The sequence below is a fragment of the Reichenbachiella sp. genome, from assembly GCF_039941815.1.
In the GTDB taxonomy this organism is placed as follows: Bacteria; Bacteroidota; Bacteroidia; order Cytophagales; family Cyclobacteriaceae; genus Reichenbachiella.
The window spans coordinates 1-25,739 of the sequence record NZ_JBDVDW010000023.1 but is presented as its reverse complement, the minus strand read 5'-3'; the positions used below and the strand labels follow the sequence as shown (position 1 = coordinate 25,739).

The following is a 25,739-nucleotide window of genomic DNA, read 5'->3' as shown; positions in this document are numbered from 1 at the left end:
GTTTATTTATTTACAGTTTTGATAAAAGTATTCGGTCAGTCTATGATAAGAAATCAGATTTTCATCTGACACTTCAGAAATGAATTCCAACCGGTCACCTTCTTTAATTATTCTTTCAATTTTGTCTTTGCCTATTCCTGATTTCAAACTCACCGTTTTAAAGAAGTCTTCATCTATCTCTTTGGTCGAAACGAAGTAGTGATTTCTAATGTAGTCCAGAAATAAATTCTTCTTGTGTCTTACAATTTTAAAGTTGCCATTCGGCTGCATATATAATGACGAGATGGTCTCTATAAATTCTATGGATGTATTATGATTAGTAGCCAATACGGGGATGACTCGCTCCTTTCGGCGGGTATAAAACAACAGATAAATCAATCCTATGGCCAGGAGCAGATACCACGCCCATCGCAAGGGCGGCTGACTCATAATATATTGCAGAGGATTTGATTTAGGCCCTGATTCTTGCTGGTTGGGCGTGTGATTGAAATCGTCCCAAAAAATCTTTTGCCCTTCCATGAAATTGAACACATTTTTTGCGTATTCAAAGCCTTCTTCTTCCTTGAGATAGTAGTTTGAGAAGGCAATAGGAGTCGTGTGATAGTAAAAATGACCTTCTCCATGAGATACCTTTATAAAATTGATATCCCCGTTGGTATACTTACCCAGAACGGTCAATTCCTCAGTGCCAACATCTTCGTATTCAGACCAAAATTCTATGTAGTTCCAGTCATAAAGCGTCGGTCGCCAATTTACTATAAAATTGACCTTTGTCACATCCATAAGAACGGTATCGGGATCGAGTATCCCCAGATAAGCCACAGAATCTTCAAAACTGAACAAGCTGCCGTCTATAGATTCTGTCATATGATAAATCAACCCGAAGTTATCATCATTAGACAAAATAAAGACATTGTTTCCACGATTCACATATTCACTCAGCACTTTCAAGTCACCGTAGTTGTAGTAGCTATTCAGCCCTTTGAATACATAGTTGGTTCCGACCAAACTTGAATCTAACAAGGTGGCTCCCAAAGGCTCATCAAGGACAGTGAAATTTTCTTTTCCGCTATAGGATTTTAGCAGCTCATAAATCATATAGTTGCCATAAGGAGATTTGGACTCCTTTTCATACTTTTCATTCCAATCATACTGATTGTAGCGTTCGGTATTGAAATAGGCATATATCAACAGTAGCAATACCAATGCCCCTAGTGTCCCTTTGATCAGTTGCCCTTTTTGCATCAGTTATTTCGCTTTAATTCGTTCTGAAATGAACTAAAGTCTTCAGACAAGGTCTTCAGGTCCTCTTCGGAAAACAATTTTTCTCCGTACCATATCAGATCATACCATCGGCTCAATCTTACAAATCCATCATGATAGGGGCTTCCATCCAACTCATACATATAATCTCTGTTGGTCTTTTCCTTTTTCCATCGGATGAGCCTTACCTCATCCATGTGCTTGATAATCATAATGAAATAAATTCTTATGACTAGTCTAAGGTTGTTTTGCCTGATGGCCTCTTTCAACATTCGTTGAAGGTCGGACTCCGGGTCCATCTCAGTTTCAATGTCCAAGGCATTGATTTCATCAGCAGTTAGCTTCTTATTTTTTCGTCCAAAGAGTTCATTCCCGACAAGCAAATAAAGTAAAGCTCCAAGCAAGACCACAAACAAGACCACTACTATAATCTGGCCTACTCGACCAATATTTATTATGATGGGTTCTCCAGCCTCCTGCTGTTGCTGTTTTTCTTTTTTTGCATTGGCGTCACCGCTACTTTCTTTTTCTGATTTCTTGCGGCCCTTTATTTCCTTAGTATACAAGAGATCTTCACTGGCCTTCAATTCGCGCCAGCGGTCTTCATCAAGCACAGAATTTTTGTCGTCGTCAGCAGTTGTCCAGGGTAGGTCTGAAATATCTTCTTCGCTGGTCTGAGACCATGAATAATGCCCTAAAACCAACATCAATATGAGAAGTGTTTTTCTGAGCATACCTTAGCCGAAGATTACAAGTTTTTCTTTGAGACCCTTAGCTTCTAAGATTTCTTCAAGTGAAAAATAACACAGGGATAAGCCAATCATAAAAATGGGGCAGATAATCAGAATACTAAATATGGAAATAAAGGAGTTAGCCAATATCAGGGTATTATTCAGTGCATTTTCTTCTACTGGGATATTCCAAGTCACAAAGTCGACATAAAATACCGGAAAAGGCGAATTGAGAAAGACTAGTCCTATCGTGCCCACCAGAAAAATAATACCATAAACGGCATAGATATAGCCAAGATTGTTTCGTATAAGTGCGCTAGTCCGCTGGGCTGCTGCCAAAAAATTATCTTCCTTGATCAAGATCGCAAATATCCATATGATGATAAGGGGTGTAAGCAGAATAAAACTAAGCGCTGACCAGCCGGCAGGAAGTAGCAATAAACCTTGCCAAATCAACACAACAATAAATACATTGAACATGTCATAAATCAGTCCTTTGTCGGTCAAATCACCTTTCTCGGCCTCCTTTCTGATAGGCCTCAAAAGCAGGGTGAAATAAGTGGTAAAAAACAAGGTATTGAAAATGTACAGTACAGGACTGTCCTTGTAATTGACGAAATTGGATAGTTTTTCGAGGTACCAATCAGCGTAGCTAAACTCTCCTATGGACAAGAAGGGAAATAGGATAAAAATCACTATCGGCAGGTAACATAAACTCCCCAGGAAATTAAGTCTCATAATACGATTACCATACATTCGGTAAAACACAAAAGTGTCTTTCATTAGATCATTGGCACTCTTGACTAGTCCTTTATATTGAATGCTGAATTGTCTCGACTCTTGAAGCTCATCGCGTTCGTTGGATTTTATGGTCTGATTCCTTGCTTTGTGTCTTGGATACCATACAAAATAGAACACCATAAAGATGAGAGAAGTCAGGATTAGCAATCCTCTACACCAATCTGGCACCTCAGTATATCTGGTGAGAAAGGATTCGATGAGTGCAGCAAACACTAAAATCGGAATTATGCCCATAAGCAATTTCACACCTCTCTTGGCCGATAGCTGAAAGGACTGCAATCGACTGTGGGTACCAGGAGAAATCAATCCTTTGCCTAGTACAATTCCGGATGCTCCAGCTATAATAATTGAAGAGATCTCAAGTGTACCATGTAGCCAAATGGCGAAAAAGGATTCAAAAAATAAGTCACGCTCAATAAAAAAATATTGAAACGTACCTACCATGATACCATTATAGATCAAAATACCAAGTGCACCCAGAGCAAAGAATATTCCCATCAGAAAAGTGCGAAACGCAACCATGACATTGTTGAAAGTAATGCCTAAAAACATATCCATTTCACCCGAACTCTTGTACACGCCCATAGGATCACCTTTCTCGATGTTTTCTAAAGACATAGCGATATAGTCAGGCCCAAGGATCAATTCGTTGAATTCAGCATCATTAATGGAAGAGATCACCCCTATTAGCATCGATAAAATGAAAACACTAAAAGCGATCAGAAGCTCCCGTCGGCACTGATAGGAGATTATAGGTAGCTCTTCTTTCCAAAAATGAAAAAGGCTCTTTTTTCTACTTTTTTTCCGAATCTTGTAAATGCTAAAAAAAAGCTGCTGACAGAGATTGTTTAGATATACTCGAATGTACCGGTTATTAAAGAATGTTTTCGAGTAGGAAAGATCATCTGTAATTTGAATGAAGCTTTCACTCAAATTATCCGCATCTTTGATGTCAAGTTTTAAAAGTTGTTCAAACTTTATCCACTTATCCTTATTTTGATTTATAAATTGGCCTTCTCGCATTTACGTGCCAAATTAGTATTATAATTTTATTAGATGCAAAGTATTGAAATAAATACAACCCAAAACGTTCGAATTAACTATGAAGTAGCACAGCTAGGAGACAGAATTCTGGCCTTCATTATCGACTTTCTGATCATACTTGCGGCTTTCATATTGACTTCAATATTAGCGGCCATTTTCTCATCAGTTGGCGGAGATATGCTCTTTTTCCTTGTGGCTATGCCGATTTTTATTTTCTACAATCTGGCGTCAGAAATAATCCTCAATGGCCGTACTATTGGAAAACGGTCCATGAGTCTAAAAGTGGTCAAGACAAATGGCAAAGAACCTAAAAACAGTGATTACTTCCTGCGATGGGTGTTTCGGATGATCGATATATACTTATCTCTCGGCTCGATTGCAATCATATTCATTGCTACTAGCAAGAATGGACAACGACTCGGTGATTTGATTTCAGATACTACTTTGATTAGAATCAAGCCCGGAGGCCACATTACCTACAATGACATTCTACGCAATCAGGAAAAAGCACAGATTGAGGTCACTTATCAGTGGGCAAAAAACCTCTCAGACAAAGAAATTCTCTTGATTCAAGAAGTACTTAGAAGAAACAAAAAATATAACAATCAATCCCACGAAGAAATTTTGGATGAATTGGTAGGCAAGGTCAAGCAAAAACTCCATCTTGACTTCCAACTCGACGTTGGTGACAAAAAGGAGTTTTTAAGAACTACTGTAAGAGATTATATAGCTCTGACAAGGTAAATTTTATTCCTCTATTACATAGAGATTGGGAATCGAATCGTGCCATCCTCGCACACTGCTGCCCAAGTAAGTAAATACGTCGAAAGGTATGAATCTACACATGGTCCGACCTAGTATGTTAATAGTTGTAGGTTCACTTCCATCTTCTTTTACCACTTTAGTTCGAGTGATATATTTTCCCACCGTTTTGCCTGTGGAAGCCTCCATAAACCAGTAGTACAATATCATAATTAGGTATGGAAACAGTATATTGAACGGATCAGATTCACCTTCTGAAAAAGATCCAGGAAGTAATAGTTCAGAAAAAACTCCAACCATAAAAACCAAAATATAAAAAATGATGGTGTCAATAATTAAGTTTGCAAATCGCTTCCCGGAAGAGGCTTTATTTCTGATTACATAATCTTTACCATCAGACCCTCCACCCATCGGTTGATCTATTACTTGTTCGTTTTCCGGCATTTTTGTTTGATTTAGTGATTAGATAAATGTTTGATTTCTTAAATGGTTATCCGCACTGGATTCCGAATTGATATATCTCTTATCAATATTGAATAGATTCTAATTATCCTGCAAGGAGTAACAGTATAGCTGCCAAAACCATCAGCCAAAACTTATAACCAGCAAGAAATGGAATGATGATAAAATTGAGTTGCATAGCCACCATGAGCAGCACGATGACGATGGCGATTAACTTTAATGTTGATTTAGTACTTGAACTCATCCTGATTGAAATTTTGAAATTGAAAGTCAATGTTAACGACTTTTTGAGAATAATAAAATCCTTAATTCACAAGTCTCATCACACCCATAATTGGTTTGATCAAAATATATTAAATTCGAGGTTGCATTTGAGGAGAGTTTTAGGTTGCTATGAAAAGATCTCTGGTTTTATCATTCTGGATTTTAGTGTTGTGCAGTTTTACAAATGCACTGCAAACGGGACACGTTCAGTTTGTCCGGACCATAGACAGTCTAAAGGACTCACTTGGTATCGCCTCGGGTATAGAGCGCGCAGAAATCCTCTCTCAACTTAGCTGGCAGTATCGAAATATCAATTCTGATTCCTCCCTATACTTCGGCGAGAAAGCTTACAAGCTTTCAAAAGAAATTAACTATGAAAGTGGTATAATAAAGAGTCTCAACTTCCAGGGAATAGCCTATAGAAACAAAAGTGACTATTCCAATGCCTTTAACTATTTTGTGCAAGCACTAAAAGCAGCTGAAGAAGTTCAAAACATCGAACAGATTGGTTATTCCAATATCAATATTGGCAATGTATATATCTATCAAACTAACTATGAAGGGGCAAGAGAGTATTTTGAAAAAGCGTTGATTTCAGCCCAGGAGCTCAATGACCAAAGCATGCTTGCCTATGTCTACTTAAACCTTGGTCGTATGTATTCTCGAATGGACTCCTTCGAGGAAGCTGAACGCAATTACCTGAAAACCAGAGATATAAGGCGTAACATTGACGATACTGATGGTCTGGTGACCATTGCCGTAGATCTTGCAGAATTAACAATGCGCCAGGGAGAGCTAGACCGGTCACTGGCCTATTTTCATGAATCTATAGAGCAAGTCAATAAGATAAAAAATAAAGGCGCCCTCGCTTTTAGTTTGCACAATATATCCGTCATTCATAGAGAAAAGAATAATCTCGACTCTGCTGAGTACTATGCGGCCGAGAGCCTGAAAATAGCCAAGGACAATGGGCTTAAGAATGACATTAGAAAAATCCATGAGAATCTTTCAATCATCGCCGAAAAGCGCAATAACTATGAAGAGGCCTTGTATTATTTCAAACTAACACAACAAAACGAAGATTCCATTTTCAATGAGAGGACAACCAGGACTATTGAGAGCTTAAAGTCTCAGTATGAAGCTGAAAAGAAAGAAGTGGAGACGCTTTTTCTAAAGGAAATAGTCGAGCGCCAACAAATCATTATTATTTTGGCGGCAGCCGTCTCAGTTATGCTTCTGATTATAGCCTTGATCATATATACCCGAGCCACCGAAAGGCGAAGGCTCAATCTTCAGATTTCAGCTCAAGCTCAAAAACTAAAGGAGTTGGATTTTGCCAAATCCCGCTTCTTTGCAAATATTTCGCACGACCTCAGAAGCCCGCTAAGTTTAATCTTGGGTAACTATGAACAAATAAAACAAGATGATGAGTCCTATCTGACGCAAGAGGCACAAGACAATTTAGATGTTGCTAATAAAAATGCTCAACGTTTGCTGTTTCTCACAGACGAAATCAACGAGCTGACAAAATTAGAAGAAGGCAAGATAAGCCTCAAATTGCAAGATGTTCCGGTGAACGCTTATGTCAATTCATTGGTTTCGATGTTTGCCTCGGCAGCCGAGTTTAAGTCAATCGATTTGTCATTTAGCTCAGAATTAGACAACCATGCTGCTATATCTATAGACCCTCATCAGTTTGAAAAGATTATTTTCAACCTGATCACTAACGCACTGAAGCACACGCACCAGGGAGACTCCATCATCATTACATGTAGATTAGAAGACACGGAACTTTTGATATCTATCAGGGATACCGGCGAAGGTATCCCTGAAAGTAGTCTGCCTTATTTGTTTGACAGATACTATCAGTCGCCGAAGAACAAATATCATGTGTATGAAGGGTTGGGCATTGGACTTTCTCTCGTAAAAGAGCTTGTGGAGGCACATAGCGGCGACATCTCTGTAGACTCAAAGATCGATGAGGGTACAATATTCACGTTGAGGATGCCATATATGATATTAGAATCAGATGTGAAGGATATTCCTCAGCAGTCCGATTATATTATCTCTAAAAACAAGTTATGGAGCGAACTCTGGGAAAAAACATACAAAAGTGACCCGCTCACGAATTTGACAGAAGGTTCGGACACTGGAAAGTCTCACATATTGCTTGTAGATGACCATCCTGAGGTGAGAGAGTTTGTGGCCAAATTGATTGGTCAAGAATACTATGTAACCGAAGCCGAAAATGGCCTTATGGCACTTAAAGTTTTGAAGAATAAAAAAATTGATTTGGTCATTACGGATTTGATGATGCCGTGGATGGATGGGTTCGAACTGCTAGAAAAGATGCAGGAAAATGAAGAATGGAAATCCATACCTGTACTGGTAGTATCAGCCCGAAACTCGTCAGACGATCAGTTGCAAGTTTTGACTAGAGGCATCAATAATATTCTCCAAAAACCATTTAGCAAAGAAGAAATTTTACTTCGAATTCGAAACCTACTCGCTCAAAAAGAAAAATGGACTAATGATAGCAGTAATACGATTCTCGTCAATGACAAACCGCTCATAAGTGAGATTGAAAAAGAGCTACTTGAGAAGGTGAAAAAGTTGATAACCGAACAAATAGACAATCCGGACCTTACTGTATTAGTATTGGCCGATGAAATGGCTGCAAGTGAACGAAAGGTCTATAGGATGATAAAAAAACTGACCAACTTGACACCACATGAGTACATCAAAGAAATCCGATGGCACTATCTGGAAAATTTGATCAAGAGCAGAAGTCTGAAAAATCCAACTGAAGCAGCTAAGGCCATTGGAATGAAAAACGTGACCAACTTCAAAAAGCAGTTTCACAAAAGATTTAACAGGAGTATTGAAGAAATGATGGCCAAGAACGCCTGAATCTTTTTATATTCAAGCCATGATTCTAAACGATAAAAAAACCATCAATGCATGGTGCTCCTATGATTGGGCCAATTCAGTTTATAACCTAATCGTAACTACCGCCATATTTCCGATCTACTATAATAGCGTGACCGAAAGTGCTTTCAATGACGATTTGGTGACATTTTTTGGAATAAATATCAATAGCTCAGTACTCTATTCTTACGCAATTTCGTTTTCATTTCTGATCGCGGTATTGCTTTACCCGATCCTATCTGGAATTGCAGACTACCGCGGTACTAAAAAGGCATTCATGAGATTTTTCACTTATTTAGGATCCTTGGCGTGTATCGGGTTGTACTTTTTTGTAGGAAGTAATATTGAATATGGAATCATATTGGCAATTACAGCTAGTTTAGGCTATGCCTCTTCAGTGGTATTCTACAATGCATTCTTGCCTGAAATCGCAACTGAAGATCAAATGGACAACGTAAGTGCAAAAGGTTTTTCGATGGGATATATCGGAAGTGTCCTACTCCTAATCTTCAGCCTAATCCTGGTATCAATCCCGGAAACTTTCGGTTTTGAAGATGCAGGAAGTGCCACCCGATTTGTATTTCTATTGGTTGGCATTTGGTGGTTTGGATTTGCTCATATAGCCTTCGCCGCTCTAAAAGATGATAATACCAAGGGAAAGATCACCAACGAAGTGCTCAGATCAGGATTCAACGAATTGAAAAAGGTCTTCTTCAGTCTAAAAGAAAATATCAATTCTATCAGGTTTTTGTATTCATTTTTCTTCTACAGCATGGGTGTACAAACCGTTATGCTGTTGGCACCACTATTTGCTGCCGAAGAAATTGGCATGGAATCTAATGAGATGATCATTGTAATTTTGATTATCCAGCTCGTTGCAGTTGGTGGAGCTTATCTGTTTGCCTTTATTTCAAAGAAGAATGGCAATAAGATGGCAATATCTATTGCGATTGTAATTTGGTTTTCGATCTGCGTACTGGCCTACTTCATTGGTGATAAAACTATTTTCTTTGGATTAGCCGGTCTGTTGGGACTTGTAATGGGAGGTATCCAATCTATTTCAAGATCGACTTATTCGAAGCTTATTCCGGAAAACACTAAGGACACTGCCTCTTACTTCAGTTTCTATGATGTAACCGAGAAATTTGGTATAGTACTAGGCACTATGGGATTTGGGTATATTCTTCAGCTTACCGGTAGCATGAGAAATTCAATGCTATTCATGGGCATATTCTTTGTAGTTGGAATCATCATCTTGTCAAGGTCTAACTTAAATAAGAAAGAAGCTTGATTTATGGTTTTCTAAAAATAGTAGTGAAGATTGCCCTTCGAATATTTTTTCGAAAGGTCGTTATTCATAAATCGGAACCCTTGCCGTCGCATGGACCACTAATAATAGTCGGCAACCACCCGAATACCTTCATGGATCCGCTAATTCTAGCTACACTATTCAAACAAAGAGTTGGCTTTTTAGGGAATGCATCCATTTTTATAAACTCAGCAGTAAATGCCATCTTCTCTTATTTTAGTGTGATTCCTGTCTATAGAGATAAAGATGTGGAGCCTGGGGCTAGAATTGACAACGAAAAATCTTTCCGCGCATGTTATAAGTTTTTGGAAGATAAAAACACGCTGATGCTGTTTCCTGAAGGCACAAGTTATCACGAGTTGAAGTTGCGAAAGATCAAGACCGGAGGAGCGCGTATTGCGCTCAGTGTTGAAAAAAGAAATGATTTCAATCTCGGACTTAGAATTATACCAATTGGCCTCTATTACAGTAATCCTTCGAAATTCAGAAGTAAGATTTATGTTAATGTTGGTGAGTTAATATCTGTCAAAGATTTTCAGGAAAAGTATCTGCAAGATGAAATCACTGGCGTGCAAGAGTTGACCAAGTCAATTAAGAAAGCTTTGGAAAAACTAACCATCACAACCATTGACAAGGAGCAGGAAAATTTATTTTTCAAAGTTAAGCGCATCTATAAGGAGCATCTCATAAGCAAACAAGATCGCAAAAAACAAAAAGAATTCGAACTCACTCAAGAGATAGCTAATGCCATTCAATATTTCAAGCTGACCCTGCCCAACAGATACGAATACATCAAATCAAAAATCGAAAGATGTAACTTGCTACTTGACGAGTTTCAAACCTCTGCCAAGTATATCACGCCAATGAAAAACAGGCTAAAGCAATATGGTATTCTTGTCTCAGGATCATTATATATTATCTTGGGATTTCCATTATACCTATATGGACTTCTGCAAAACTTACTTCCTTTTAGGCTGCCCTATTGGCTGGCTAAAAAATTCACAAAAGAAACCGAGTACTATGCGCCCATCATGATGAGTCTTGGCATTATTGTTTTTCCGGCTTACTACTTGGCATCATATCTTTTATTAGGAGTAAAGGTAGCTCCCGACCCAATTCTCATTACCATTTATTTAGTCTCACTTCCCGTTTCCGGTTACTTTGTTTTACACTACCTGAATTTTTTTCAGGCGGGAATTGCATTTTTAAAAATTCATGGAATCATTACTCCTAAAAAGGATCTTAGAAAAGAACTTGAAAGTTTGAAAATTTCTATTTTTGATGAACTCGATGAAGCGAGAAAAATATATTTGAACAGACTATGAAGAAGTCATGACCAAAATCTATCACAACCCAAGATGTAGCAAGAGTCGTCAGGCGCTGACCCTCCTTAATGACAATAAGGAAAACCCTGAGATAATTGAATATCTCAAAGATCATCCAACTAAACAAGATTTAATTGACATTGTTGCGATGTTAGGCATAGCGCCATTGGAGCTAGTTCGAAAAGGCGAATCCATTTTCAAGGAGCAATACAAAGGAAAAGAATTATCTGACTCCGAATGGATTGAGGCTATGATTGCAAACCCGATTCTAATAGAGCGACCCATCGTTATCAAGAATAACAAAGCCGTAATCGGCAGGCCAATTGAGAATATTATTGAACTAATAAGATAAAAACTGAAATACCTTTTAACAACAATTAATAGTTGTGAAAGAATTTGGTAAAATTATTCTCCTTTTTTCAAACACACGTTGGACTTCTGATTATTGTTATGCTATATTTGCATCTCGTTTTTCAGGAGTACTTGAAAAACGATGGGTAAAACGTCCGGCTGAGATGAGATTTGAATCAATTTTCAACTAGTTTGGTATCCACTGGAGAGGTGGGTGAGTGGCTGAAACCACATGTTTGCTAAACATGCGTGCGAGAAATCGTACCGGGGGTTCGAATCCCCCTCTCTCCGCTTGAATGATAAAAGAAGATGTCTTTTATAAATAATTGTTGGTCCGTTAGCTCAACTGGATAGAGCAACTGCCTTCTAAGCAGTAGGTTTCAGGTTCGAGTCCTGAACGGATCACAATGAGACGTGATTGACGAGATGAATATCTTGAATTGCAAAGCCTTCTAAACAGTAGGTTTCAGCGGTTCGACGATTCGATTCGAGTCCTGAACGGATCACGAAAATTGTCAATAATACCGGTGACAATTTATTGATCGGGATGTAGCGCAGTCCGGTAGCGCACCTGGTTTGGGACCAGGGGGTCCCAGGTTCGAATCCTGGTATCCCGACTTCGAAAAGCTCAGCATTTTGCTGGGCTTTTTTTATTTAATCCATTCCATAAAAATATAAGAGTCACGTTCCAATCAGTAGATAGAAGCAATTCGACGATTCGCCATTGCGATCAGTAGCCGATGCTATCAAGCCTTGAGCGGATCACTCAAGTTGTCAAATATACCGGTGACAATTTTAATATTAGGGATGTAGCGAACGTCGCGAGGCGCAGTCCGGTAGCGCACCACTGACCGTGCGTCTGGTTTGGGACCAGGGGGTCCCAGCCAGGTGGCTGGTGCCATTCGAATCCACTAGCCGTGCACCTGGTATCCCGACTTCTAAAAGCTCAGCATTTTGCTGGGCTTTTTTTATTTCAAAGCAATTATTACGTCCTATACGTCACCTCTGCAAATTTCACTATACCAGTTTAATAGCAACAATTGACCGGTTTGAAGAGATCAAAAAAAAGATTTTATGATTAGGTATAGCTTGACCTTCAACCGAGAGAAAATACTCTCTAAAGATGAAAAGACTTTGGTCCAACCTAGCGCATACAATCACAAACAAAGGAAAAGTGTGTTCTTCTCTACTGGAGTCAGGCTCGAATCAAAACAATGGGATCAGCCTTTCTTATCTTTCGTTTTGCGAGACTATTCATTTGAATGCTTTGTTCCAGAAGTACCTCCTAGGTATTTAAAACTTGCAACACTTGGCATCTACCTACCACATCCGAGATTCAACATCATCTCATTAACACCCTGCTGAGCAAATCCATTTTTGCTAAAACATGCGCTTGGTCTAACCAAACTGGTTGTTTGTCTGAAAAAAAACCGACCGAGAGAGTTGTTGAGTACCTTAGAACAAGGACAAAACAGAACACTTATGCTCAAAAGTTTCATTATTGTTTCTTTTAGAAACTTAGCCAAGTACAAAGTCTCTTCTTTCATCTCTTTTGGAAGTCTGGCTATTGGGATACTCTTCGCCTTTGTGATTTTTAAGTTCACAGCATTTGAGAGGAGTTTTGATCGACTGATTCCAGATTACAAAAACAAAGTAAGGCTTAATTTCAAGATTGTCAATGAAGGCACTGAGATGGTGCATTCTGCTACGGCTCCCTATCCCTTTACTGACTTGTTTGTATCAAAGGAGCCAGAAATCACAACTTTTACAAGATTTTACGATGCAGGTGAAGGAATATTGTCTCATGATGACCGGGTCAGCTTGAAAACAGGAGGAATCAGTTTTGCTGATCAAAGTCTTTTAGATTTTTTCGGGATTGAACTACTTCAGGGAAGTAATATTAATAATCATGATCTTAAGAGTGTAGTTATTTCGGCCTCTCTCGCAAAACATTTGTTTGGCAATGAGAGTCCGTTAAACAAAAGTATTAGCTATTTGGGTGTTCATGATTTTGTAGTTAAAGGAGTGTTTGCTGATCTTTCTGCCAGCTCAAGCGTGGAATTTCACCTGGTAGGTGCTATGGACTTTTTACAAACACTTAGACCTGATTATTATAGGGAAGGTCAAAACTGGGGTGGTTATGCATTTCACACCTATTATCAATTGGTTGAGGGTACTGATAAGGTTGGTCTTGCAAATAGGTTGAATCAGCACTATTACGAACGTTTTGAGCTGAATGATGAAGCTTTACAAGGCGAGGTTTATGATTTTGAATTAATCTCAGTAAGTGATATTCATTTGAAATCTGACACTACACGAGAGCAAAAACAGTCAGGCAGTGAGTCAAAAATACAGATGCTCGAATATCTTTCTTTCATCATTTTGATGATCGCATGGATCAATTTCATTAACCTTCAGGCTATTAAGGCTCCTCAGCGGATGAAAGAGATAGGTGTGAGGAGAGTCTTTGGTGCGGAATCCAAAAATCTTCATTTAATGTTCGTTCTGGAGTTTGGCTTGCTCAATCTACTATCATTTGCTGTGGCCACTTTATTTCTCTGGCTGATGAGTCCTTACTTATCAGATTGGACCCATGTAAAAATGATCCCTTCCATATTTCCGATCCAAGCACACCCCTTTATCGTTCCCGTTCTATTAATAGGATTAGTTGTTTCATCAGTTTATCCAGCCATCGTTACTGTTGGTAACGGGTCCCACATCAAGCGTTCGCATTTAGGTTCCCGCAATCTATTCAAAAAAGGGTTGGTCACAGTACAGTTCGTGGTTTCACTTTTCATGATCACTTACACGCTGACCGTGTACAAGCAAGTGAATCATATGACCAGCCAAAATCCTGGGTTTGATACAGCCAAGGTACTAATGATCGAAGGGCCAATGACGAGCTTGGAGACTAATCGACAGCGGGCAGAGTATGTAAAACGGCAGGCGCTGAATCTCTCTGGAGTTGAATTGGCCACTTGGGGAGGGGCTTCTCCTGGTGTCAATCAAGGATGGCAGGGATATGTTCCAATAGTCGATGGGACAGAACTACGCTTTCAAACAGTCTATTTGTCTAACATTACTAACGACTATTTTGATATCTTTGAAACCAAAGTTTTAGCCGGTATAATCCCACTACAAAACAGTCCTCATAACGAGACCAGGGTCGTCGTAAACCAGAAAGCCCTAGAAGGCTGGGGTTGGAAATCTCCCGAAGAGGCCATAGGAAAAATCATAGGGTATGGCTCTGGGTCCACTATAGTAGCAGTAGTAGATAATTTTAATAGTCTTGGTTTTCAACGTGAAATAGATCCACGGGTTTTTATTGTAGATCATTTGTATCGCCCTCAATCAGCCAATGATTATTTTCTACTGAAAATTGACCCAAAGCAGTTGCCAAACATCATCGATCCCATAAAAAAGACTTATGAAAGTGCTTTTCCGGGCAATCCCCTTGTGTATAGTTTTCTAGATGAAGAGTTTCAAAATTTATACACCTCTGAAATGGCTTATAATAAGATATTCTCAATATTTAGCGCACTCGCAATCGTATTAGCTTGCGTGGGCATGCTGGGCTTAGCTCGCTATAGCGTCGTCAAACGTAGACATGAGATTGGAATAAGAAAAGTTTTGGGATCAAGTGAAATGAACATTGTTAGGTTGTTTATCGGAGAGTATTTCTGGCTCATCGCTCTGTCTTTTGCAATCTCCGCTCCTATTTCGTTCTATTTTATCAATATGTGGCTGGATGACTTTGCTTATCGTATAGATATTAGCTTTGAGCTGTTTTTATTCCCAATGGTTGTATTATTACTGATCACCATGGCTACAGTTGGTAGCATCAGTTATATGGCCTCTTTCGTAAATCCGGTAAAAACATTAAAAGAGTTATGAGCACCGAATATCCTCAAACATTTATGCTGTCTCAACAACTTAGGTCAACTTAAACAACAAAAACTACGGGATTAGTCCTAAAGGTACTCTCTACTTATTTTGTCATCTATTTTAAAGAGTCAGGTTTAATTAAAAATATTAACAATTCACTTCAAAGCATCTTAAGACAGATCACTGTATTCACGTTGTACCTTGGTTATACCCATGAACCGATCTTCGCTTGCAATTAGCTGACTATCAATAGGATAAATGATTTTATGTTTGAATTCTGACAAGACTCAAACATTAGGTGAGTTTCGAATACGACCTAAACATATTATACCATATTTGTACTAAAAATCTAAAAGCACATAAACTACTGGCAATCAATTAGATATAAAGTCATATTCTGATCCTGAAGGGATCACAAAAATTGTCAAATATACCTGTGACAATTTTAATATTCGGGATGTAGCGAACGTCGCGCAGCGCAGTCCGGTAGCTCACCACTGACCGTGCGTCTGGTTTGGGACCAGGGGGTCCCAGCCAGGTGGCCGATGCCATTCGAATCCACTAGCCGTGCACCTGTTATCCCGACTTCGAAAAGCTCAGCATTTTGCTGGGCTTTTTTTATTCCTACAACTTTCCAGACAGACCCCTAATCCTATCTCCGACCCTTTAGATGAGTAAGTTGACCGAATTATACCCAAATCGGCAAGTACTTTTACTTCAGCATTTTATTTATCTAGAACACTGGTTATGAGAAAAATACTAATAATTGCCCTAATTTATCCGACGTTGTTTTGCGGAATTGCCAAAAGTGCACCTTTACCAGATTTAAGCATCCCAAAAAATATAAGCACATCTGATTTTCGCATCCATGAACACGTTTGGGTAAGAATGAAGAATGGGAATAAAGTTGAAGCCGTTATACTTGGCCGTCATTCCAAAAATAAATTTTGGGTAAGAAAAATAGGTCATTCGCGCCAAGGAATGGTACATAAGAAATTCCTGGAACATATGAACACGGACAATGCCCCATCAGACCACACCGAAGGGATCAAATAATCAATATCCTATTGAAACTATCTAATGTCACTCTGATTGACCCATGACTCTTTTTAATAAGAGGCCGGACTGGATAACTGAAGGAAAAAAGCGTCTCTATTGTGCTATTAATATGTCCGATTTAATGACATGTTGACAACTACATTTGGTTCATCGCTTTCATACTTATAAAGTAGAGTAAGAAATTTAATCGTAAATTATTTATAACCAAAAGTTAGCATGTTGATTAATCAAGTCAGAGAAAAATACCCAAAATATCTATGGTGGATAGCAGGAATGATTGTGTTACTGAATATTACTGCATGGAAGTTAACCGACAATGCTCCCCAAACCAGGTTGGCAGTTGTTGATACTTCACTTATTTTGAACAAACTACCAGAGGTGAATCAAGCAAGCCAGGCACTCGACACACTAAAAGCTCAGCTTGCAGCTCAACTGCAATCCAAGTTAGATGCCTATAGTCTCAAGCAAGAAGAACTAGCATCCAATAAGGATAAGCTGGCTGATTTGATACTAAAAGATAAACAGGCCGAACTGCAACAAATGCAGAAATCAATTCAAGAGTTCCAAAAGGCCGCAAATGACGAATTTAGCAAGAAGGAATCCGAATCGCTCACACCAATATGGAATAATCTTCAGCTGACTATTAACAATGTAGCAAAGGAAATGGGATTCACACATGTGATCAATAGTAATAACCAACAAAACCCTATACTGCTCTATAGTCTTGAGTCAACTGTAATCAACGATGCAGTGCTTGTTAAATTAGGATTGGATATATCCCAATCAGAGTAATCAGATTTTATTTGATTCTAGCTATCAATACGCATGCTATATGTGTAGGCTGCTTCGAAATAATTCAACTTGATTGAACCTCAAGTTTCCCAACTACTTATGGTAGATAATTTTGAATTTAAGATAAAAATCAGGATGTAATCACGCATTAAATTAACGCTAATGCTTCTTGTATCAAGAACCTTCTTTTTCGATTCAAAACGGTATTATTATACCTCTCTTCCAGAATTTGAGCAAATTCAAAATTTCTTAACTCAGCATTATATATCCGCTGAGTATTAAGAACCATCATCTAATTATTAATAGAACGAGACGTGTTTAAAAGATTAACCCACTTGTCAGACTTCATGAAAATCCATGATACAATTATTTTGAAATAGTAATGGAAGAACTATTTGTTGAAAAAGTAAAAAGTAAGGACAGCGTTCTCTGGCGCTTATTTCTGAATGGTGATCGGAAAGCATTTGATGAAATATATCGGAATACGTACAAAAAATTGCGTAATTACGGATATCAGTTTACAAATAATCAAACATTGATTGAAGACGTAATCCAGGATTTATTTGTGGACCTGGAAAATAGCAGAAAAAGATTATCTGATACAACTGCTATAATGCCCTATTTATACACCGCTTTTAGAAGAAAAATTATCAAAACCAGAGATCGTGAACTTAAAAAAATTTGCAGAACGCAAGAACAATTTTTTGAAATTGAATTGTCAAAAGAACACTTGCTCATAGAAGAAGAAATAAAAAATGAAAAAGAGAGCAAAGTAAAATTAGCGGTTAGTGCCCTTAATGATAAGGAGAGAGAAATAATATACTTTTATTTCTATGAGGACTTAACTTATGAGCAAATTAGACTAATCATTGGGTATGAAAATGTCAAATCTGTAAGAAATAAAATGTACAAAATTTTTGATTTGATGAGGGCTCGATTTTTGGTATTACCTCAAAAAAATTGAGCGAGTAATTGAATTTCTAAATGAACATTAAACTTATTAGAATTACTATTTATGTTTCTAACCGCTTTAATAGTTGGACTGATTTTGAAGTCTAAATCAGTATTATGATAAAACAATTCAAAGGTGAGAGTCTCTTTGATTTCTTTAATAAGTTTTCCAATGAGGAAAAGTGCAACTATTGTCTAGTTGATATCTAGTGGCGAGATAGCTTTATATGTAGTAAAATAACCATAATGCTTTCTGAAAAGAGAAAGAGGATTCATTTCATAGAGCATGTAAGAGCTGTTGCCTCATTGACTGAGTAACCTCAAATACCTTATTCCACAAAGCGAAATTTGATTTGCGTAAAAGCCTTCTTTATCATTTTTGAGATGTCAGCGACGGCCAAAAGCTATTCAGCGCTTGCTATGGCTAAAAAGTATGACATAAATAGAAAGATTGCTTGGCTGTTTATGCATAAAGTAAGATAAGCGATGGCAAGTCCTGGTCAACACCCACTTAGTTGGTTCTGGTGAAGTAGGCGAAACACTCTTTGGGGCAAGGTCTTTGAAAAAGAATAAAGCTACCATTGTAATCGAAAAAGCTGAAGGAGCAGGAAAACAAAAAGATCAAACTGAGCCGTGAGGTGGCAAGCCCTTCAGGGCACATCGCGTGAAATACTTTTTATACGTTATCCAGCTTTAGAACAAGCCTATACACTATCAAGAGCACTTGTCTAGATCTATCCAACCAGCAAGATCAAAGGCGAGCCATTTACACGGTTAGCCTGGCGGTATGACAAAGTAGAGAAAGCTGGATTTAAATCATTTTATACTGTGGACAGAACAATTCAAAACCACTACATTTCGGTCCTCACCTTCTTCGACAACAGAAGTACCAATGCTTCAGCAAAATCCCATAGTGTCAAAATCAAGGCTTTTAGATCTCAGTTCAGAGGTGTTACAAATGTGGAGCTCTTCTTGTTTAGACTAGCAAAAATTTATGCATAAATTTTCCAATCCTCCAGAGATACCGACCGATCCCTTGCATCATGGGATTTGAATATTCTCCAAAAAAGGGCAAAAAAATAGGGCTATTCAGCTGTAGCCCTATTCATTAAAAAGAACTATCATACCTTGTCCCCCGTATGTAATTCTTTCGATTTAATGTATAGCAAACTTAATGTGATGCAGAGAAATGAATCGGACATTAATGGGCATTATATGGACAATTACTTGTTTGGAGGCAGTTTTTGAAATTAACGACCCTTTTCAATTGTGTAAATAATTCTTTGGTCTTTCGAAGAGACATTGCTTAATATTTGTTCGACCAGAGTATCATTACAGATGGATTACCATGGATAAGCAAGTTTATGCTTCACCAGTGATTTGTACTACTAAAATGATCAACCCATTGAAAGAAATATGGCAAACAGTAAATTCGGATTGTGGTCATTTAAGCTGGGTATCTCCTATGCACAGATTGGACGGTATGAGGCCAAGGATGCTCAGTCACCTGCCAAAACGCTGGCAGTGATTGCTGATGTATTGGTGCTTCCGATGAGAAGACTAAAAACAGACTGACTGACCCCGAACTGATTAATCAATTCAAGGCCATAGAAGAGATGGAAGAGGACGCCCGCAACATGGTCAAAAAACTTATCGATGCTTTCATCACTAAAAAGCAAGTTCAAAAATTAGCGCAATAAAAAAATCCCCAAAACTACATAGCATCAGGGATTCCTAATTTCTTTAATACCACGAACGCGCTACGCTAAAATGCTAAACGTGCTCGATTAGGTAGAAATTTCGCTCTCAAAGAAGTATCGCACACCTTACGCCGAAGAGGCTAATCTCGAGCGATTGGGGCGATTTCTGACATACAATCTTCAAGCACCAATGACAATGAATCCATTCTATTCTCAAAGTGAATCAAACTATCCAGCCACGCTTTTCTCTCAGGATCAATGGTTCCTGCAATACTATCTGGGTATTTAATTTTAGAAAAATACATTTGATACTCTCGTTCAGCAATCCTTGATCCTACGAGTAAAAAAAAGCCCGAAACAATAAAGGCGACAATTAACCCAATAACAATTACTTTATTCACTGTTTTTCTTTTTACATTTATCAATTTCTAACTGAATAGAATCACATTTATTAATAGAGTTCTCAAGTGTATTTATTGGCAGAGTAGCTTCCCCCAACAATAATTTAACATCATATTCAAAAATCTGATATGACTTTTTCATTTCATTTGTGTTTGCCATGTCTGTTAATAAATTCTTAAGAAATAGAAGGTTCAGGGCAAATAATAACATAATAAATACCCAATAGTTCTTTTTATTCATAACTAATTATAGTTAAATTTTATTATTGTGATTAGCTTCCACTCAATAAAATAAATCTCCACTTTTGCTATTCTCTCAATAAAAAAAACCCCAACACTACACAGCATCAGGGATTTCTACCTTCTTTAATTCCACGAACGCGCTACGCTAATAAGCTAAATGCGCCCGATCAGGGGTATACCCTCTCATTTCTTGATCTTACTTGGTTGTAAAAATTTCTGACCTACAATCTTCAAGGGCAGAAGAAAAAAACCATCAATCTCACTGGCAAAAGGTAATTCAGCTTTTGTAAAGTATGTAATCAATATTTGGCTAACCTCATCTTCAAAATTCTTGGATAGGTTCTTGTTTTTAACTAGCTCAAGTTTTTCAAAACTTCTATTTTCATCCAAACTTACTAACCAAACTAAATTCCCAACCAACACCATACTATCTGGAACATTGATCATTGAATTTATTCTTTTGGTTATACCGGCTATACTTATGGCTGTTTCACTATGAAGAAGCATTCCACCTGACAATTCTATGAGGTACTTGTTGTTATTTGCATTTTCATACACTTCTGTACTCAGAATTTCAAGCCTCATTGCCTGTGTTTGCATCTTATAGTATAAATATTCATAGGAAGGTTTCACAGAGCCTTGCGTTTGAGCATGAGAAACTCCACTCAATGAAAGACAAAATATCAGATATAACAACTTCTTATTCATCATATTTTTTAGTGAGTTATTAAAACTTAAAAAGGAGGGCTTGGATATTGTCCCAATTTTTCTAGCCCAATACTGTTTCCATTATGTAAGCTTACTCAATTAGTCATTTTTGTTTAAAGATTCTCCAATGACAAAAATAAATTCGTTGTCATCTCTAACTATTCTTAAGGTATCTGAGTATTTCATTTTTGATAATCTATCACCTTTCATCAAAAAATTTCCCAAATAAACTTCTGGATATTTATAATTTCTGGAGTGTCGAATTGAATATTTTTCGAAATCTCTAAATAAAATTCGAGTGAAACCTCTATGAGTACTTACTGAATCTACCACCTTATCATTAAGTATCATTTCGGAAGAAAGTAGTGGATACCTAAAATTAGTATCAGTTCGAGTATTTGCGTTTATTCTGTTCGAAAACATAATACAACCTTTATATATTGTTACAAACAGAACAAGGAAAAATAAAATTCTCGAAAGATTCTTATATGAAATTTTCATGATTTAAAATTAATATGGAATAAATGGAATGTTCGGTCACAGCGATGCCGTCTAAACATTACTACACACTTGCTATCCTCTCAATAAAAAATCCCCAACACTACACAGCATCAGGGATTTCTACTTTCTTTTATTCCAAGAACGCGTTACGCTAATTAAACTAAACGCGCCCGATTAGGGCGGCTTGAAGGCTATTTAGTCTCTTTCTCATAAGAAAAATGATATCTTGCTTCAAACGTTCCTTCAGGATTTTTAACCTCAAAAAGAACGCCTGATAGTCGGCTCTGATTTGAGTCCAACTTATACAGGTACTTCATGCTTTTTGCATCGGCATACCCCAATGTGTCAAGTAAATTTCCTTCAGAATCAATATTTCCAAACCCAAGAAAAATACTTGCACCTTCAAATTCAGAGTAAGTCAATTCAATTTCAACACTATTTATTTCATCATAAGGAGTTATCTCTATTGGCAAATTACTCGCAATTAGTTTTCCTTCTTCAGAAAATGTTTTACCATAAATAACAGTATCCTGAACGCAATATGATTTTCTGAAGATTGACCCATTTTCATAAAATGAAAAACACATCCCATCTCTCCTTCCTTGACGTAAGTTCCCCTTTTCCTTAATTTTTCCATTAGGAAAATAAGCTAAAAAAGGTCCTTGCATTATATTGTCCACATACTCGAATTTAGTAAGAACTTTACCCGTTGAATCATATTTAATTGCTTTACCATTTAGTGATCCATTATGATAAATTGCCTTCCATTTGATTCTCCCATTTTGGTAATATTTCAAGGCTTCTCCATTTCGCACACCTCCATTAAGTTGAAATTTTGATGCAATTTGCCCATTCTTATGATAAATAACTTCAACATTTTTCTCACAAGCACTTAGGGAAAGTGCAATAGCAAGCCCAATACCAATATTTAATATTTTATACATTTCTAATCTATATCTCTATGCTTCATAAAAGGATTATCACCTTTCTTATATTTTATTTTCATTGACTCATCTATAATAGAATCTTGACTAATAATATACACCTGAAAAAGACTCTGTTGTATTGTATCTGGCTCAACACTTGGTGGAATACCAAACCATGCAACTGTTGCATTCGTCAAACTTTTCATGCCGGAATAAACATTTTTCATTTTAGTATTTCCTACTGTGCGTTTTGATTTTCTAGTTGTACCTGCAGGTAAAACTTCACTTATATTTAACAAACGCGCCTGTGATCCATCGCTCTTTCGGAGAGCAGCATCAGGGCCACCTGAACCATCAGTCATAATCATAATATCCTGATCAACTCTTGCCATCAACCGACCCCACCAACCAAGCTGAGAGCTATTTGAAACAAATTTTATTCCATTAACAACATCATTCGAAAAAACATTACTATACATTATTCCATTAATTTTCTCCTGCCCCACTCCGCCATATTCGGCGACATCATTATCTACCCAATACCCTAATTCTCCATTAATTTCTGCATACGCGTCTCTGCTTCCATCATCATTTATTCGATAGAGATCGCCTCCAAAATAAGTTAGACCCATAGCCAACCCCTGTCTAAAGGTATCGCTACCACCGCTAAAAGACCAATCGCTAAAATCAGTACCATCACTCCAATGATCTCCTGAACCGGCAATTGCACTGGCTCCTGTATTTTGCCCGCCGTGTCCTCTGCTTGCTGATGCCACATTATTGTAACCATGCATACTAAATTCAGATGATACCATCCATGCGAACGGATTACCCCCACCTCCAGCAGTTTGACCTGGATCATCATCATCTTCAGCTGCCTCACCATCATTGTCATCTAACCCTGTAGGATCGTTGTACATGATCGGATTATTATGAGCGAACGATCCTGGCCCAACGGTCATGTTCCACTCCGCCAGTGCATCCACCCCATGGAATCTGCCCAGGCTCGGGTCGTATTTTCGGAATGGCGTGCTGTACCAGTCGGTCATGGCTTCGAGCTCGGAGCCGGCGTTAAACTTGAAGTTTTGATCAGTGATCACTACCCGGCTGTAGGAGTTAAAAGAGAGGCCGAAGGATCCTCCTGCCACCTGGCTCTTCGTTAAAAATACCCACCGGACATTTTCTAGACAATCAGCCCCCTTCTGAACCACAGGTGAGTGCGTGTGACTGACTTGTAGGTCGTCAAAGTAGACTGGGCTGGTGACATCAATTTGTCTCATGCGCTTGCTGGCTCTTCGCTAAAAATACCCACCGAGTATTTTCTTAACACTCAGCCCTGTAAATATACAAAGAGCCGGGTTCGGTCACAGCGATGTCGTCCAATCATTACTACACATCTGCCATCCTCTCAATAAAAAAATCCCCAACACAATGCGGCATCAGGGATTCCTACCTTTCTTTAATTCCACGAACACGTTAAACTAAAATGCTAAACGCGCCCGATCAGTTACTGCCAAGAGGCTGGCTGATGCATTAGATGTATCTCTCGATTATTTGGTCGGTGATGGTGAGCTTAAAATCCTCGATAAAAAAACATGCAACGATTAGAGGATATCGAGAAGCTCCATGATGATGATAAACAAAATATCTTCTACACACTCGACAACCTGATCAAAGCCGGCAAACTTAAAACCCTGTAATCATAAAAAATCCCTCGCCACAAGGGAAAGGGATTCCAATTTCTTCCTTCTTACTTGGTCATAGGACCGCTACGCTTAACCTACGACCAGTGCGGGATTAGTTTCCTATTCTTATCAGTCTTCCAAAAGCATTCAATAATCCTTTTGGAAGAGAATATTCATCGATCTTACCATACAGAACCTGATTTGTATAAGTATTTGTAGAGTCATTATATATCCAACATGAATGGCCAATATCTGAACTTAAAACCCACAAATTCTTATTTTCATCCAAATACAATCCCCAGTTATGAAATAATGATATTTTAAAATTATCTCGCAATAGAACATTATAAGTGCTATCCAGCATAATGTATTTTAATGCGTGCTTATCTTCATAAGCTATAATTTTCAAGTTTTCATTTTTATACGTGTAGATTCCTAGTTCGCTTATAGCTCGATTATTTGATTCATCTATGGTGTTCTTACAATTCGAAGTGACTAAAGTTACTAATGCAAATAAAACATATCTTACGATTCTCATTTTGGGAGTGTTATTTTTGTTGATATTGACCAATGAATTCTTACAATATAATTCGTGCCTGGATAAAGCCAAGCACCAATTCTATCTCCTAAATATTGTCTGTTAGGATCCATAATATCGTTCCAAACAAGTTTTATATTATATTGAAAAGAGCCATTACCAAGAACTTCCACTGTACCAGAATACATCAAATCTCCAACATTAAAATTTGATCCACCAAGCAGGCCATAGCCAGTAGTGTAACTATCTCCTAAATCTAAATCAGCGTGAAAAGATCCGCTAATCGCTCCATTTGATGTACGATTAACAGCATCGGTATTTGCAAGATGTCTACCAATTTGATCCGTCAAAAACCAATTTGAAGCCATATATGCACCCCATTCATTCGTATTCAGAATTAATTCAGCTCCATTACCATTTCTCCAATAATCGAATAGCTGCCTGCCCTGATCATCTTTAAAAATCCAATCTTGATCTGAATTACTATTGTTACTTAGTCTAATTTCTACTATTCCTGATGACCTGCTACTGGCAACTATTAAATTATAAATCGACATATTTACCCCGTCACCACCGGTAGACTCAAGGTCAAAATCCATTCCAGCTGCCCATGCATCATAAACGGTTTGAAAATCACTACCTACTAATGTCAACCATCCATTATCACCCATCCCTGATAGTATTGCATTGGCAAATCCCTGTACCCCCTTTTTCCACATATCTTTGGCAGCAACAATGCTCGCATGCTGAATCGCATTAGGACTATACGAGCCAAAGGCATTATAATAAAGTGATCCTGAACTTCTTGAACTAGCCCAACCATTATTACCACCATGGCCTTGCGTAGCTTTGGCAATATTATCATACCCTCGCATATCATATCCATACCATGGACCTTGCATTGGAATAGGAGGCACCCCGCCACCACCGCCGCCATTCTCTTCGTCGCCGTCGTTGTCGTCGAGTCCAGTAGGGTCGTTGAAACTAATTGGGTTGTTATGTGCAAAGGAACTCGGCCCTACGGTGATGTTCAACTCCGCCAGCGCATCCACCCCATGGAATCTGCCCAGGCTCGGGTCGTATTTTCTAAACGGGGTGCTGTACCAGTCA

Annotated in this window: 21 protein-coding genes, 3 tRNA genes and 1 pseudogene; 13 read left to right on the top strand and 12 right to left on the bottom strand. The window is 38.1% G+C overall.

Features of this window, described 5'->3' with window-relative positions:
• Nucleotides 1-6 precede the first annotated feature (6 nt).
• From ABJF11_RS03425 to ABJF11_RS03415, 3 genes are read right to left on the bottom strand one after another with little or no spacing between them, the layout of a single operon-like run.
• Nucleotides 7-1,245, bottom strand: a complete 1,239-nt coding sequence (locus ABJF11_RS03425; protein WP_348118065.1) for a hypothetical protein — start codon at nucleotides 1,243-1,245, stop codon at nucleotides 7-9.
• Nucleotides 1,245-1,997 carry a hypothetical protein gene (locus ABJF11_RS03420; protein WP_348118063.1) on the bottom strand — a complete coding sequence of 251 codons (753 nt, stop codon included), beginning with the start codon at nucleotides 1,995-1,997 and terminating at the stop codon, nucleotides 1,245-1,247. The genes ABJF11_RS03425 and ABJF11_RS03420 overlap by 1 nt, the downstream gene beginning before the upstream one ends.
• 3 nt (nucleotides 1,998-2,000) lie before the next feature.
• On the bottom strand, nucleotides 2,001-3,818 hold the full coding sequence (locus ABJF11_RS03415) for a stage II sporulation protein M (protein WP_348118062.1): 1,818 nt from the start codon (nucleotides 3,816-3,818) through the stop codon (nucleotides 2,001-2,003).
• Nucleotides 3,819-3,851: 33 nt separating this feature from the next.
• On the opposite strand from ABJF11_RS03415, the gene ABJF11_RS03410 reads away from it, so the two are divergent.
• Nucleotides 3,852-4,583: an RDD family protein gene (locus tag ABJF11_RS03410; protein WP_348118061.1), complete on the top strand. Its 732-nt coding sequence runs from the start codon at nucleotides 3,852-3,854 to the stop codon at nucleotides 4,581-4,583.
• Nucleotides 4,584-4,586: 3 nt separating this feature from the next.
• Here the strand turns inward: ABJF11_RS03410 and ABJF11_RS03405 are convergent, their stop codons facing one another.
• Both ABJF11_RS03405 and ABJF11_RS03400 read right to left on the bottom strand, forming a co-directional pair.
• The gene (locus ABJF11_RS03405; RefSeq protein WP_348118060.1) at nucleotides 4,587-5,045 is read right to left on the bottom strand and encodes an RDD family protein; all 459 of its coding nucleotides are present in this window, start codon (nucleotides 5,043-5,045) and stop codon (nucleotides 4,587-4,589) included.
• A 103-nt stretch (nucleotides 5,046-5,148) separates the two neighbouring features.
• Nucleotides 5,149-5,307 carry a hypothetical protein gene (locus tag ABJF11_RS03400; RefSeq protein ID WP_348118059.1) on the bottom strand — a complete coding sequence of 53 codons (159 nt, stop codon included), beginning with the start codon at nucleotides 5,305-5,307 and terminating at the stop codon, nucleotides 5,149-5,151.
• 149 nt (nucleotides 5,308-5,456) lie between these two features.
• Here ABJF11_RS03400 and ABJF11_RS03395 point away from each other — a divergent pair, with 149 nt between their 5' ends.
• From ABJF11_RS03395 to ABJF11_RS03340, 12 genes are all read left to right on the top strand, one after another.
• Entirely contained in the window at nucleotides 5,457-8,237 is a 2,781-nt protein-coding gene (locus ABJF11_RS03395; RefSeq protein WP_348118058.1) for a tetratricopeptide repeat protein, read from the top strand.
• Between the two features lie 19 nt (nucleotides 8,238-8,256).
• Nucleotides 8,257-9,546, top strand: a complete 1,290-nt coding sequence (locus ABJF11_RS03390) for an MFS transporter (protein ID WP_348118057.1) — start codon at nucleotides 8,257-8,259, stop codon at nucleotides 9,544-9,546.
• Between the two features lie 23 nt (nucleotides 9,547-9,569).
• Complete coding sequence (locus ABJF11_RS03385) at nucleotides 9,570-10,889, top strand: 1-acyl-sn-glycerol-3-phosphate acyltransferase (protein ID WP_348118056.1); 1,320 nt, start codon at nucleotides 9,570-9,572, stop codon at nucleotides 10,887-10,889.
• Between the two features lie 7 nt (nucleotides 10,890-10,896).
• A complete protein-coding gene (gene arsC, locus ABJF11_RS03380; RefSeq protein WP_348118055.1) occupies nucleotides 10,897-11,241 on the top strand; it encodes an arsenate reductase (glutaredoxin) in 345 nt (114 codons plus the stop codon).
• Between the two features lie 203 nt (nucleotides 11,242-11,444).
• Nucleotides 11,445-11,531, top strand: a tRNA-Ser gene (locus tag ABJF11_RS03375).
• A gap of 40 nt (nucleotides 11,532-11,571) precedes the next feature.
• Nucleotides 11,572-11,645 (top strand) — tRNA-Arg (locus ABJF11_RS03370).
• Nucleotides 11,646-11,783: 138 nt separating this feature from the next.
• Nucleotides 11,784-11,857 (top strand) — tRNA-Pro (locus ABJF11_RS03365).
• An 865-nt stretch (nucleotides 11,858-12,722) separates the two neighbouring features.
• Nucleotides 12,723-15,134, top strand: a complete 2,412-nt coding sequence (locus ABJF11_RS03360; RefSeq protein ID WP_348118054.1) for an FtsX-like permease family protein — start codon at nucleotides 12,723-12,725, stop codon at nucleotides 15,132-15,134.
• 738 nt (nucleotides 15,135-15,872) lie between these two features.
• The gene (locus tag ABJF11_RS03355) at nucleotides 15,873-16,181 is read left to right on the top strand and encodes a hypothetical protein (protein WP_348118053.1); all 309 of its coding nucleotides are present in this window, start codon (nucleotides 15,873-15,875) and stop codon (nucleotides 16,179-16,181) included.
• Nucleotides 16,182-16,400: 219 nt separating this feature from the next.
• On the top strand, nucleotides 16,401-16,976 hold the full coding sequence (locus ABJF11_RS03350; RefSeq protein ID WP_348118052.1) for an OmpH family outer membrane protein: 576 nt from the start codon (nucleotides 16,401-16,403) through the stop codon (nucleotides 16,974-16,976).
• Between the two features lie 382 nt (nucleotides 16,977-17,358).
• Nucleotides 17,359-17,940, top strand: a complete 582-nt coding sequence (locus tag ABJF11_RS03345; protein WP_348118050.1) for a sigma-70 family RNA polymerase sigma factor — start codon at nucleotides 17,359-17,361, stop codon at nucleotides 17,938-17,940.
• A gap of 1,403 nt (nucleotides 17,941-19,343) precedes the next feature.
• On the top strand, nucleotides 19,344-19,502 hold the full coding sequence (locus ABJF11_RS03340) for a hypothetical protein (protein ID WP_348118049.1): 159 nt from the start codon (nucleotides 19,344-19,346) through the stop codon (nucleotides 19,500-19,502).
• Between the two features lie 265 nt (nucleotides 19,503-19,767).
• Here the strand turns inward: ABJF11_RS03340 and ABJF11_RS03335 are convergent, their stop codons facing one another.
• From ABJF11_RS03335 to ABJF11_RS03305, 7 genes and pseudogenes are all read right to left on the bottom strand, one after another.
• A complete protein-coding gene (locus ABJF11_RS03335; protein WP_348118047.1) occupies nucleotides 19,768-20,028 on the bottom strand; it encodes a hypothetical protein in 261 nt (86 codons plus the stop codon).
• Nucleotides 20,021-20,269, bottom strand: coding sequence for a hypothetical protein (locus tag ABJF11_RS03330; RefSeq protein WP_348118046.1), 249 nt, complete (start codon nucleotides 20,267-20,269; stop codon nucleotides 20,021-20,023). The genes ABJF11_RS03335 and ABJF11_RS03330 overlap by 8 nt, the downstream gene beginning before the upstream one ends.
• A gap of 185 nt (nucleotides 20,270-20,454) precedes the next feature.
• Nucleotides 20,455-20,982: a hypothetical protein gene (locus ABJF11_RS03325; RefSeq protein WP_348118045.1), complete on the bottom strand. Its 528-nt coding sequence runs from the start codon at nucleotides 20,980-20,982 to the stop codon at nucleotides 20,455-20,457.
• 689 nt (nucleotides 20,983-21,671) lie between these two features.
• Nucleotides 21,672-22,424 carry a hypothetical protein gene (locus ABJF11_RS03320; RefSeq protein WP_348118044.1) on the bottom strand — a complete coding sequence of 251 codons (753 nt, stop codon included), beginning with the start codon at nucleotides 22,422-22,424 and terminating at the stop codon, nucleotides 21,672-21,674.
• 2 nt (nucleotides 22,425-22,426) lie between these two features.
• A complete protein-coding gene (locus ABJF11_RS03315; protein ID WP_348118043.1) occupies nucleotides 22,427-23,686 on the bottom strand; it encodes an RHS repeat-associated core domain-containing protein in 1,260 nt (419 codons plus the stop codon).
• 517 nt (nucleotides 23,687-24,203) lie between these two features.
• Nucleotides 24,204-24,629, bottom strand: coding sequence for a hypothetical protein (locus tag ABJF11_RS03310; protein WP_348118041.1), 426 nt, complete (start codon nucleotides 24,627-24,629; stop codon nucleotides 24,204-24,206).
• Nucleotides 24,626-25,739 (bottom strand): annotated as a pseudogene (locus tag ABJF11_RS03305) (hypothetical protein); the annotation flags it as partial. The gene ABJF11_RS03310 and the pseudogene ABJF11_RS03305, both read right to left, overlap by 4 nt.

What these genes read in the sequence shown, in the direction of transcription:
- ABJF11_RS03425 (WP_348118065.1), bottom strand. Translation starts at nt 1,245, where the DNA reads ATGCAAAAAGGGCAACTGATCAAAGGGACACTAGGGGCATTGGTATTG.
- ABJF11_RS03420 (WP_348118063.1), bottom strand. Translation starts at nt 1,997, where the DNA reads ATGCTCAGAAAAACACTTCTCATATTGATGTTGGTTTTAGGGCATTAT.
- ABJF11_RS03415 (WP_348118062.1), bottom strand. Translation starts at nt 3,818, where the DNA reads ATGCGAGAAGGCCAATTTATAAATCAAAATAAGGATAAGTGGATAAAG.
- ABJF11_RS03410 (WP_348118061.1), top strand. Translation starts at nt 3,852, where the DNA reads ATGCAAAGTATTGAAATAAATACAACCCAAAACGTTCGAATTAACTAT.
- ABJF11_RS03405 (WP_348118060.1), bottom strand. Translation starts at nt 5,045, where the DNA reads ATGCCGGAAAACGAACAAGTAATAGATCAACCGATGGGTGGAGGGTCT.
- ABJF11_RS03400 (WP_348118059.1), bottom strand. Translation starts at nt 5,307, where the DNA reads ATGAGTTCAAGTACTAAATCAACATTAAAGTTAATCGCCATCGTCATC.
- ABJF11_RS03395 (WP_348118058.1), top strand. Translation starts at nt 5,457, where the DNA reads ATGAAAAGATCTCTGGTTTTATCATTCTGGATTTTAGTGTTGTGCAGT.
- ABJF11_RS03390 (WP_348118057.1), top strand. Translation starts at nt 8,257, where the DNA reads ATGATTCTAAACGATAAAAAAACCATCAATGCATGGTGCTCCTATGAT.
- arsC (WP_348118055.1), top strand. Translation starts at nt 10,897, where the DNA reads ATGACCAAAATCTATCACAACCCAAGATGTAGCAAGAGTCGTCAGGCG.
- ABJF11_RS03360 (WP_348118054.1), top strand. Translation starts at nt 12,723, where the DNA reads ATGCTCAAAAGTTTCATTATTGTTTCTTTTAGAAACTTAGCCAAGTAC.
- ABJF11_RS03355 (WP_348118053.1), top strand. Translation starts at nt 15,873, where the DNA reads ATGAGAAAAATACTAATAATTGCCCTAATTTATCCGACGTTGTTTTGC.
- ABJF11_RS03350 (WP_348118052.1), top strand. Translation starts at nt 16,401, where the DNA reads ATGTTGATTAATCAAGTCAGAGAAAAATACCCAAAATATCTATGGTGG.
- ABJF11_RS03345 (WP_348118050.1), top strand. Translation starts at nt 17,359, where the DNA reads ATGGAAGAACTATTTGTTGAAAAAGTAAAAAGTAAGGACAGCGTTCTC.
- ABJF11_RS03340 (WP_348118049.1), top strand. Translation starts at nt 19,344, where the DNA reads ATGGCAAACAGTAAATTCGGATTGTGGTCATTTAAGCTGGGTATCTCC.
- ABJF11_RS03330 (WP_348118046.1), bottom strand. Translation starts at nt 20,269, where the DNA reads ATGAATAAAAAGAACTATTGGGTATTTATTATGTTATTATTTGCCCTG.
- ABJF11_RS03325 (WP_348118045.1), bottom strand. Translation starts at nt 20,982, where the DNA reads ATGATGAATAAGAAGTTGTTATATCTGATATTTTGTCTTTCATTGAGT.
- ABJF11_RS03320 (WP_348118044.1), bottom strand. Translation starts at nt 22,424, where the DNA reads ATGTATAAAATATTAAATATTGGTATTGGGCTTGCTATTGCACTTTCC.
- ABJF11_RS03315 (WP_348118043.1), bottom strand. Translation starts at nt 23,686, where the DNA reads ATGAGACAAATTGATGTCACCAGCCCAGTCTACTTTGACGACCTACAA.
- ABJF11_RS03310 (WP_348118041.1), bottom strand. Translation starts at nt 24,629, where the DNA reads ATGAGAATCGTAAGATATGTTTTATTTGCATTAGTAACTTTAGTCACT.